Annotated in this window: 1 protein-coding gene; it reads right to left on the reverse strand. The window is 61.0% G+C overall.

Going from position 1 to position 735, the window contains the following annotated elements; translation table 11 throughout:
- Window positions 1-603: 603 nt before the first annotated feature.
- On the reverse strand, window positions 604-735 hold a 132-nt coding region (locus ABG80_RS21710; RefSeq protein ID WP_160322403.1), incomplete at its 5' end, for a BrnA antitoxin family protein.

Raw genomic sequence — 735 nt, forward strand, 5'->3', positions numbered from 1 at the left:
ACCCCATCGTGGCACTTCGATGCCGTTTGCCGCAATACGCGGCTAGCTCGGGACGGGGAAGTCCCTTTCATTCGTTAGGCCCTCGCGTAAATGCGCCGCTTGCAAAGGCCAAGCGAGCCACCTCCTCGGTGGCTACTGGCAGCTAGGCATGCGATTCTTGGTTCGCGCAAGGCCTCGTGGCATGCTTGCATTCAAGCTGGCGTCAGTCCAGCAATCAACACACAGGGGTCTCATGCCAAGTCAGTCGTACGCCACCACCGGCCTAACTGGGCGTTGCAGGGGACGCTCATACGTCGCATCGCTTCGGCCACGCCTTGTGGGCGCCCCTGAACTTGGGCGTTAGGCCCTCGCGTAAATGCACCGCTTGCACAGGCCATGCGAGCCACCTACTCGGTGGCTACTTGCAGCCAGGCATGCGCTTCTTGGTTCGCGCAAGGTCTCGTGGCATGCTTGCATTCAAGCTGGCGTCAGCCAAGCATTCAACACTCAGGGAATCATGCACATGCCGCCTCATGCCACCATCGGCCTAACTGTGCGTTGCAGGGGACGCTTCCACCAGTGCGCGCTTCGGCCACGCCAAGCGCGCGCCCCTGAACTTGGGCGTTAGGCCTTTCGCGTGTTCGGGTGCGTCTTCAGCCAGTCACGCAGTGCCGTGTTGATGCGCGTTTGCCAGCCAGCACCGCGATCTTTGAAGGCGTCCAAGATGTCCGCATCCAAACGAATGTTGACGTGCTC

The sequence above is a fragment of the Aquabacterium parvum genome (assembly GCF_001447195.1).
Lineage (GTDB): Bacteria > Pseudomonadota > Gammaproteobacteria > Burkholderiales > Burkholderiaceae_C > Aquabacterium > Aquabacterium parvum.